The sequence below is a fragment of the Saccharopolyspora soli genome (assembly GCF_022678645.1).
GTDB classification, from domain to species: domain Bacteria; phylum Actinomycetota; class Actinomycetes; order Mycobacteriales; family Pseudonocardiaceae; genus Saccharopolyspora; species Saccharopolyspora soli.
The window spans coordinates 1-8,582 of record NZ_JALBWV010000133.1 but is presented as its reverse complement, the minus strand read 5'-3'; the positions used below and the strand labels follow the sequence as shown (position 1 = coordinate 8,582).

The following is an 8,582-nucleotide window of genomic DNA, read 5'->3' as shown; positions in this document are numbered from 1 at the left end:
ATACGGCATGATCACGCTGGGGTTGCCTTGGTAGCCGTCGGCCATCACGTGCGCACCCGTGCAGTGCTGGTCGACACCGGATTCGGTGTAGGCACGGCAGTCATTGCGGTTGCCGGGCAACGGCGTACCGATCGCGACGGTCAGGCGGGTGTTGGCGTCAATGACCACCTGCAGCACGTCCAAGGGCCGTCGCCGGCTCAAGAGGCCGGCTCGTCAGGTGCATGCTGGAATACACCGCCGCTCAGCCCCAGGTGACGGATCAGCTCCTTGGCGCGCAGGCGGTGAGGGTGCCGGACTACTCGGCGACGGATTCGTTGGTGGCGGCGGCGACCGGTCCCCCGCGGAGGTTGGCCCGCGTCAGTTCGGCGATGACCGCCGAGACGGCACTGACCAGCGCAGCACGGTGTCCGGCCTGCCGGTCCCCGGAGGTGTCCTGCAGTGGGTTGCGGATCACGTCGGCCGTCATGTTCCAACTCTGGGCGGCCGAGATCGCGAACATCAGTACGTCCATCGCCACCGGCATCGTGACCCCGTAGTGCTTGGCAAGCTCTCCCGCCTTGGACAGGTGGGCGTCCCTTTCCTGGTCCGAGGCTTCCGGCCGTTCCAGCATCTTCCATTGGGTCAGGCGCTGCAGCGCCGGGTCGGCAGTCAACGCGTCGAACAGCGCGCCGGTGTAGTGGGGCAGGTCGTCCGGGGTGAAGGGGACGGCGTCGGCCAGGATGCTCAGGCGGTCGCCCAGGACCGCGTCGAACAGGGCCGCTTTGGAACCGAAGTAGGCATAGATCGCCTGCTTGTTCACCGAGGCGGTGTCCGCGATGCGGCCGACCCGCGCGCCGGCGAACCCCAGACGGACGAACTCGTCGTGTGCCGCAGCCAGCAGTCGCGCGCGGGTGGCAGAGGAGTCGTAGGTCATGCCACCAGAGTAAAACAACCGGATGGTTTGACAGGAGAGGTCGCCGGGTCTAAAAATAAAACATCCGGTTGGATTACATTTGAGGGAGTACTCATGACCAACCCGTCTTCCTGGCTCGTGACCGGCGCGTCCGCCGGCATCGGCCGCGCCGTCACCCGGCACCTGCTGGCACAGGGCCACCGCGTGGCTGCCCCGGTCCGCGCCCCGCAGCGGCTGGCCGACCTGGCCGATGCCTACCCAGATCTGCTGTGGACCACCGAGCTGGATCTCCTGGACACGGGTCGGCTGCGGAAGGTGGTCGAGGAAGCCTTCACGGCCTTCGGCCGCATCGACGTGGTCCTCTCCAACGCAGGACGCGGGGCGTTCGGTGCGGCCGAGGAACTCTCCGACGAGGCTGTCGACGAGCAGATCGCCCTCAACATGACCGCTCCGATCCAGCTGCTGCGCGCTGCACTGCCCCACCTGCGCGGCCAGGGCGGGGGCCGGTTCATCCAGACCTCGACGATGGGCGGCCAGATCTCCAGCCCGGGCGGGAGCATGTACCACGCCTCGAAGTGGGGCGTCGAGGGCTTCCTGGAGTCCGTCATCCCCGAGGTCGCCCCGTTCGGTATCGGTATCACCATGATCGAGCCCGGCAACATCCGTACCGGCTTCGGCGCCGCCCTCTCGATCTCCCCGGCTCTGGACGCCTACGCCAAGACCCCCGTCGGCCAGGTGCGTCAGTTCATCGAGAAGTCCGGTGGCAACCTCACCGGCTCCGCACCGGGCGACCCGGTCAAGGTCGCCGCCGCCATCATCGACACCGCCACGCAGGAACCCGCGCCGCGGCGCGTGGCGCTGGGCAGCGATGCCTACGACGCCATCCGCTCGTCCCTCACCGGCCGACTCGCCGAACTCGACGCCGGGCACCAGGTTGCCCTGTCCACCGACTTCGCCTCCTGAGCCGCCTTCGCCCCGCACACGGGGCACCGACCCTCTCCACCTGCACACCGTTACCGGGAATGGAATCGTCATGGATCCGAAGGCCGTCGTCCGTCAGTTCTGGGCCAGCTATGAGAAGGGAGACCTGGACATCACCGGGGACATCTACGTGTCCCCGGACCTGGTGATCCACCCGTCATCCGGATTCGAGTTCACGCGGGAGAGCTGGCTCGCCATCGAAAAGGATCTGGTCGCCGCGTTCGACGACCTCAGCGTCGAGGTACTCGACCAGGTGGCCGAGGGCGCCAAGGTCGCCACCCGCTGGAAGGTGACCGCTACGCAAAAGGCCGAGTTTCTCGGTGTCCCCTCTCAGGGCCGCACCGCGACGCTCCACGGCACGACCTTCGACATCATCCAGGACGGCCAGCTCGTCGAGCACTGAGCCGAGGTCGGCACAGCGGTGTTCCTCCAGCAGCTCGCCTCCTGACTCCCCCACCGGACGGGACACCCCGTCACCTGAACCTCGGGAAAGAAAATGAATCTGCTCGCGATCGATGTAAGCCCTCGGCTCGACAACTCCTACTCGCGAAACGTCTCATCACACCTTGTCGCATCTCTGAGCAGCCCGGACACGGTCGTTGTTCGGCGTGACCTCGCGGCAGAGCCGCCACCGCATCTCGATGCCGTCTTCCTTGACGCCTATCTGACACCGTCAACCGCGAGGACAGAAGCACAGAGAGACGCCCTTGCCTACTCCGACATGCTGGTCGACGAATTCCTTGCCGCGGACACGATCGTCATATCGACACCCATGTGGAATTTCGGAGTGCCGTCAACACTCAAAGCCTGGATCGATCACATCGTGCGACTCGGCCGAACGGTTGACATCAGAAACGGCTCGTTCGAAGGCCTTGCCTTCGGAAGAAAGATGTATGTCGTGGTCGGCAGTGGCGATCTCTACACGCGAGGGCCCCTGGCCATGATGGACATGCTCACCCCCTCGATCCGCGCGGCCTTCTCCTTCATCGGACTTCACGACATCGAATTCATTCGGGTCGAAGGAACGAATGTTCCCGGCAGCCGAACCAACGCTCTCCCCCGGGCCATCGCCGAGGTCGACCGGCAGACCGCGGCCTAACCGACCGAAACCAGGGCCTCGGGGGCGGCACGGCTTCGAGTTCGGTCCACCGCTACCGCGACTCGCTGGAGAAGCCGGAGCTGATGGAGTCAGGAGTCGTCTACGAGATCACCGTGGACCTCGTCGCCACGGCCAATGTGTTCATGCCCGGCCACCGCATCCTTCTGGAGGTGACGGGCAGCAACTTCCCCCGTTACGACCGCAATTCACACACCGGAGGCGTGCTCGTCGACGAGCACGCCTCCGCGATGGCCGTCGCGGTGAACCAGCTTCATCGAGGCCCCGCACATCCGAGCAGAGTCACTCTCCCCGTCATCAGTCGCTGCCGGCCGGCTTCATAGCTCCCCGAAGGGAAGGAAGTCCCATGACGAGCCAGACCCGGGATCCGCGGGTGAGCCCGCTGCTGCGCGAGGCGCTCGAAGCGCACGGAGGGCTTGCTCGTTGGCAACAAGTGCAGGCGGTGCGGGCCACAATCGTCACCGGCGGCCAGCTGTGGGGCATGAAGGGGCTGGTCCAGGACCCGGATCCCCGCGAGATGACGGTGGCCGCGCATACCCAGCACGCCTCCGTACATCCGTTCGGTGCGCCGGACCAGCGCACCGACTTCACCCCGGACCGCATCGCCATCGAGAAACTGGACGGCCGGATCGTGGCGGAGCGGATCCACCCGAGGTCGTCTTTCAACGGCCATGAGATGCGTACACCCTGGAACCCGCTGCACCGCGCCTACTTCAACGGCTACGCGATGTGGACCTACTTGACCACACCGTTCCTCCTCGCCATGCCCGGCTTCGAGACCACCGAGACAGAGCCGTGGTGGGAGAACGGCGAACGCTGGCGCGGTCTGCGAGCCACCTTCCCGGCGCACATCGCCGGACACAGCGCGGTCCAGGACTTCTACTTCGACCAGGACAACCTGCTGCGTCGGCACGACTACCACGTCGACGTGGCTGGCGGGTTCGCCGCCGCGCAGTACGTGCACGACATCGTCGAGGTGGACGGGCTCCGAATGCCCACCGTGCGCCGGGCCTACCGGCGAGACGCGAACGGATTTCCGATCCACGACGAGCTGATGGTCGCGATCGACATCAGCAACCTGCGATTCGAAGGAACAGCAGCCGATGCAGTACCTGACGGACCGGCGCATGACCCTGGCCCGTGAACACCTACGCAACGGTGAACTGGGCCTGGCAAAGATCGCCGACCTCGTCGGTCGGCTACGGCTCACCCTGCGCGTTCGCCGCAGGCTTCCGGCGCCATCACGGAGACCCGCCCCGGAACATGACGGCAACGGGAGTCGACCCACACCAGCAGTCCGAGGCTCCCGACCGCACCCACCACCCGCTGGCTTGATCTTCGACCTGTGCGGCGCTGCCGCGGGCGTCGACCTCTTCGTTCGCCGTTCTGGGAGCGTCTGGTTGCGGACTGCGCGCACGTCGCGGCAGTGCCCGCTATAGCTCGGAGCCCGCCCGCACATGGCTGCGACGCCGGGGCATCGCCACCTGCTACGGCAAGGCAAGGCTGCCGAGTCCCACTGTGCGGCTGCCCGCCTCGTATCGCTCCCGCCGTATGCGGCTTTCGAAGACCTCGCATACGGCGAACCCGCATGAACGCTCGTCAGACCACGACGTCGACGATGACCTTCCCGTTGGCCGTACCGCCCTCTACCGCATGGTGCGCGTCCCGCGCGGTCGCGAGGCCGTAGCGGGTCGCATCCCAGCAGGGGACGCAGTTTGCCCTCGTCCGCCAGAGACGCGGCCTCGCGCAGAATCTCGCCGTGACGCTCCCGGCCCTGGCCGGTCAGCATCGGCAGCAGCGTGAACACACCCGAGTACGTCGCCCCCTTGAACGACAGGGGCGCCAGCGCGTGAGTGCCCCAGCCGAGCGAGCTGACCACATGCCCCGTGTACGTGCGCACCGCCTCGAACGAGGCGTCCAGGACCGGGCCGCCGACCGTGTCATAGACGATGTCGAAACCGGCGCCGCCGGTGTACTCGGCCACGTATCTCTCCACCGGCACCGTGGCGTGGTCGATCGCCACCGCTCCCAGACGGCGCACGACGACCCCCCTTGGCCGCCGACTCGGTCGCGCACGCCTTCGCCCCACGAGCCGTGGCGATCTGAACCGCAACGCTGCCCACGCCGCCGGCGCCGCCGTGCACTAGAACCTTCTGACCAGCCCGCACCCCGGCCCGGTCCACCAGCCCCCCCACGCCGTGACCGCCGCCAGCGGCAGCGCAGCCGCCTCACGCATCGACAGCGCGGCTGGCTTCGGAGCCAGCAGACGGGATCGACCGCCGCGAACTCCGCGAGCGAGCCTTGCAGGTCACCCACCGCCGGTCAGCCCGTACACCTCATCCCCAGCCGCGAACCCCTCCACACCAGGCCCCGTACCCACCACCACGCCAGCCAGGCCCATGCCCAATACGGCCGGGAGCTGCGCGCGGGCGTGTGCCGCCCTGCCAGCCCTGATCTTCGTGTCCAGCGGGTTCACACCGCTGGCATGCACCAGCACCAGCACCTGCCCCGGCCCGGGCACCGGCCGGTCGATCTCCCGCAGCTCAAGCGAACCCCCGAACTCTTCCAGCACCACCGCACGCATCACGGCACCGTCCCTCACACATCGTTCGAAGCGACGGGGTTCCCACCACTAATAAAACAGACTAGTCCGTTCGATTAATGCGCGGACGAACGAACTAGTCTGTCTTGCATGGCTACACGCGTACGCAAGACGAACACCGAGCAGAAAATCCTCGACGCGGCGGCCGGCCTCTTCCATCGGCATGGCCTGCGCGGAGTGGGGGTCGACCAGGTCATCGAGGAGTCCGGCGTGGCCAAGTCCACGCTGTATGCCCACTTCCGCACCAAGGACGACCTGATCGCCGCCTACCTGCGGCGCACGGACGACTCCTGGATGCGGGAGTTGCAGACGGCGGCCGAGGCGGCTGGCCCCGACCCCGCAAAGCAAGTGGTGGGCCTGTTCGACGCGCTACTGGCCTCCTTCGACCGACACGGGTTCTTCGGCTGCCCGTTCATCAGCGCCGCGGTCGAAGCAGACCTCGGTACCAAGGCGCATGAAGCCACCATCGACCACACCCAGCGCCGTCAGGAGTGGCTCACCGGCCTCGCCCGCACTACGGGCGCCGCCAAGCCGGCCGAACTGGCCGCGCATCTGGGGTTGTTGATCGACGGGGCCCTCGCCTCCGGACGCCTGCTGCAAGACCGCGCGGTCGTAGACGGCGCCAAAGCGTCCGGCCGTGCGGCCCTCCTCTCGCACACCCCGCAAAACATCACCGCCCCGCCTGACTCCTGACAGGAGAGCCTGAGCACCGGGCCCGATAACCCGCGCCGCGCGCGGCCCCAGCACCCACCCCATACAGCACGACCTGCCCGCCGGCCGCAATCATGACCACGGCACGCAAAGCCGGACACCGTTACCGCCACGTTCGCGGACACCGACCCGAGCGACTGACAGCCGGCCCGTTCGACGTCACCCGCCCGGCTCAGGCCCACGCGACTGTCACCGCCGCACAGGAGCGTTCCGGAGGTCGGCCTGGCTGCCGATGCCTCCGGACGCGGACTGCCAGGGGCCGTCAGGGAATCTGACACCGAAGCGCGTGCCGTGTTCAAAACCCATTCATCGGCTCACAGATCAAATAGGTGAGGTCTCCAGTAGATCGATCAACGACCAAGAAGACCTACATACCGGAGACCTCTCCCCGCTGAGCCTTGAGCTGCGGACGCTACGTCTGGCCCAGGCCTGGCCCCACGGAGTGGCTCCGATTGCCGGGGTGGGTGGAGAGGGCGAGCATGAGCGAACAGCGAGCCTGAGGGAGGACGAATGGCTTCTCCCGAGTCGTTCGACTACATCATCGTGGGGGCCGGGAGCGCCGGGTGCGTCCTCGCCTCCCGACTCAGCGAGGATCCCGCCGCCCGGGTGCTCCTCCTCGAGGTCGGCGGTGAGGACACCAACGAGAACATCAAGGCGCCGGCGGCGGTCGGGTTGCTGTTTCACTCCGAGGTCGACTGGGACTACCGGACGGTCGAGCAGGAGGCGGCCGCCCGGGCGTTCTACTGGCCGCGCGGGAAGACTCTCGGAGGCTCGTCCTCGACCAACGTGATGATCTACGCCCGGGGCCAGCGCGAGGACTACGACGGCTGGCGGGACGAACACGGCGCCACCGGCTGGGGCTTTAAGGACGTCCAGCCGTACTTCGTCCGAGCCGAGCGGAACAACCGACATGGCCCGCCGTCCCACGGGACCGGGGGACCGCTCCACGTCGAGGACCGGCGCTACACCCATGAACTGTCCCACGCATGGGTGGACGCCGCCCTGGCCTGGGGCCTGCCGCCGGTCGGCGACATCGCCGGTGCCTCTCCACAGGGTGCGGGGCTCACCCAGGTGACCTGCCGGGACGGTCGGCGCTGGTCCACCGCCGATGCCTACCTGCGGCCCGCGCTCGACCGGGAGAACCTGACCGTCCGCACCGGGGCGCTGGCGACCAGGGTGGTCCTGGAGAGGACCAAGGCCGTCGGCGTGACGTACCTCCGCGACGGCACCGAACACTTCGCCCGCGCCGACAGCGAGGTCCTGTTGAGCGGAGGCGTCGTCAACTCGCCGCAGCTCCTGATGCTCTCCGGCATCGGCCCCACCGAAGTGCTCCGGGAGCACGGCATCGATACCGCCGTGGTATCGCCGGGGGTGGGCAAGAACCTCCACGACCACGTCCTAGCCCCGATCGTGTGGGAGACCCGCGACACCAGCGACGTGATCCTCGACCTCCTGACCCCGGAGAACCTCCAGCAGTGGACCAAGACCAGCGATGGGCCGTTCGCCTCCAACTACGCCGAAGCGATGGCCTACCTGTCCGTTACGCCAGGCGTCTCCCGGCCCGACACGCAGCTGACCGGCGGGCCCACCGCGTTCATCCTGAGCGGGCAAGAGATGCCGGCCCGACCCGTGTTCACGATGAATGCCACAGGGCTACAGCCACGCAGCCGCGGGCAGTTGACGCTCGCCTCCAAAGACCCCCAAGAGAAGCCACTGATCGATCCACGCTACTTCACCGACCCCGAAGACGTGACCACGCTCCTCCGCGGACTGCGCACCGTCATCGAGATCGGAGAACAGAAGCCGCTGGCAGAATTCCTGGCCCGCCCCTACATGCCGGACAGCACCGATCTGGCGGCGCTGGACGAGGCAACGCTGGCCAACCACATCCGCACCTGGAGCGGCACCTGCTACCACCCAGTGGGCACCTGCGCGATGGGTGACAGCGACGCCGCCGTGGTCGACCCCGAGCTACGGGTACGCGGCGTGACCGGACTCCGAGTCGTGGACGCCTCGGTGATGCCGACCATCACCAGCGGCAACACCAACGCCCCCACCATCATGATCGCCGAGAAGGCCGCCGACCTCATCCGCCGGCCCCTAACGTCGTAGTTGTCCGGGGCGGGAGCGTCAGATCAAGGGCTCTGGCCCAATATATTTTCGGCTCTGGCCCATTTTCGGTGGTGACGTTCGGTGTCAGCCGAGGAGGATGCGGTGGCGGAGGAGGGGGTAGCCTGCGCGTCCGTACATTTGTCGTTTGATCAGCTTGGTTTTGGTGT

Annotated in this window: 9 protein-coding genes and 2 pseudogenes; 7 read left to right on the top strand and 4 right to left on the bottom strand. The window is 67.4% G+C overall.

Annotated features, from left to right (window positions below):
• Both MOQ72_RS43445 and MOQ72_RS43440 read right to left on the bottom strand, forming a co-directional pair.
• Positions 1 to 171, bottom strand: a pseudogene (locus tag MOQ72_RS43445) (IS5/IS1182 family transposase); the annotation flags it as partial.
• A gap of 124 nt (positions 172 to 295) precedes the next feature.
• A complete protein-coding gene (locus tag MOQ72_RS43440) occupies positions 296 to 913 on the bottom strand; it encodes a TetR/AcrR family transcriptional regulator (protein WP_242191913.1) in 618 nt (205 codons plus the stop codon).
• Between the two features lie 93 nt (positions 914 to 1,006).
• Between MOQ72_RS43440 and MOQ72_RS43435 the strand changes: the two genes are divergently transcribed.
• From MOQ72_RS43435 to MOQ72_RS43415, 5 genes are all read left to right on the top strand, one after another.
• On the top strand, positions 1,007 to 1,855 hold the full coding sequence (locus tag MOQ72_RS43435) for an SDR family oxidoreductase (RefSeq protein ID WP_242191912.1): 849 nt from the start codon (positions 1,007 to 1,009) through the stop codon (positions 1,853 to 1,855).
• A 70-nt stretch (positions 1,856 to 1,925) separates the two neighbouring features.
• A complete protein-coding gene (locus tag MOQ72_RS43430; RefSeq protein ID WP_242191911.1) occupies positions 1,926 to 2,276 on the top strand; it encodes an ester cyclase in 351 nt (116 codons plus the stop codon).
• 93 nt (positions 2,277 to 2,369) lie between these two features.
• A complete protein-coding gene (locus MOQ72_RS43425; RefSeq protein WP_242191910.1) occupies positions 2,370 to 2,972 on the top strand; it encodes an FMN-dependent NADH-azoreductase in 603 nt (200 codons plus the stop codon).
• Positions 2,879 to 3,313, top strand: a complete 435-nt coding sequence (locus tag MOQ72_RS45515; RefSeq protein ID WP_308198074.1) for a CocE/NonD family hydrolase — start codon at positions 2,879 to 2,881, stop codon at positions 3,311 to 3,313. The genes MOQ72_RS43425 and MOQ72_RS45515 overlap by 94 nt, the downstream gene beginning before the upstream one ends.
• Before the next feature lie 23 nt (positions 3,314 to 3,336).
• The gene (locus tag MOQ72_RS43415; RefSeq protein ID WP_242191908.1) at positions 3,337 to 4,134 is read left to right on the top strand and encodes a hypothetical protein; all 798 of its coding nucleotides are present in this window, start codon (positions 3,337 to 3,339) and stop codon (positions 4,132 to 4,134) included.
• 567 nt (positions 4,135 to 4,701) lie between these two features.
• On the opposite strand, the pseudogene MOQ72_RS45975 reads toward MOQ72_RS43415, so the two are convergent.
• Positions 4,702 to 5,013, bottom strand: a pseudogene (locus MOQ72_RS45975) (zinc-binding dehydrogenase); the annotation flags it as partial.
• Between the two features lie 285 nt (positions 5,014 to 5,298).
• Positions 5,299 to 5,574, bottom strand: coding sequence for an alcohol dehydrogenase catalytic domain-containing protein (locus tag MOQ72_RS43410; protein WP_242191907.1), 276 nt, complete (start codon positions 5,572 to 5,574; stop codon positions 5,299 to 5,301).
• A gap of 108 nt (positions 5,575 to 5,682) precedes the next feature.
• On the opposite strand from MOQ72_RS43410, the gene MOQ72_RS43405 reads away from it, so the two are divergent.
• Positions 5,683 to 6,285 (top strand): TetR/AcrR family transcriptional regulator, encoded by a 603-nt coding sequence (locus MOQ72_RS43405; protein ID WP_242191906.1) that lies wholly within the window; start codon positions 5,683 to 5,685, stop codon positions 6,283 to 6,285.
• Positions 6,286 to 6,813: 528 nt separating this feature from the next.
• Complete coding sequence (locus MOQ72_RS43400; RefSeq protein WP_242191905.1) at positions 6,814 to 8,415, top strand: GMC family oxidoreductase; 1,602 nt, start codon at positions 6,814 to 6,816, stop codon at positions 8,413 to 8,415.
• The last annotated feature ends 167 nt before the right edge of the window (positions 8,416 to 8,582 follow it).

Excerpts from the sequence above, each read along its gene's own strand:
- MOQ72_RS43400 (WP_242191905.1), top strand. The coding sequence starts at position 6,814 with ATGGCTTCTCCCGAGTCGTTCGACTACATCATCGTGGGGGCCGGGAGC.
- MOQ72_RS43410 (WP_242191907.1), bottom strand. The coding sequence starts at position 5,574 with ATGCGTGCGGTGGTGCTGGAAGAGTTCGGGGGTTCGCTTGAGCTGCGG.
- MOQ72_RS43425 (WP_242191910.1), top strand. The coding sequence starts at position 2,370 with ATGAATCTGCTCGCGATCGATGTAAGCCCTCGGCTCGACAACTCCTAC.
- MOQ72_RS43430 (WP_242191911.1), top strand. The coding sequence starts at position 1,926 with ATGGATCCGAAGGCCGTCGTCCGTCAGTTCTGGGCCAGCTATGAGAAG.
- MOQ72_RS43440 (WP_242191913.1), bottom strand. The coding sequence starts at position 913 with ATGACCTACGACTCCTCTGCCACCCGCGCGCGACTGCTGGCTGCGGCA.
- MOQ72_RS43405 (WP_242191906.1), top strand. The coding sequence starts at position 5,683 with ATGGCTACACGCGTACGCAAGACGAACACCGAGCAGAAAATCCTCGAC.
- MOQ72_RS43415 (WP_242191908.1), top strand. The coding sequence starts at position 3,337 with ATGACGAGCCAGACCCGGGATCCGCGGGTGAGCCCGCTGCTGCGCGAG.
- MOQ72_RS43435 (WP_242191912.1), top strand. The coding sequence starts at position 1,007 with ATGACCAACCCGTCTTCCTGGCTCGTGACCGGCGCGTCCGCCGGCATC.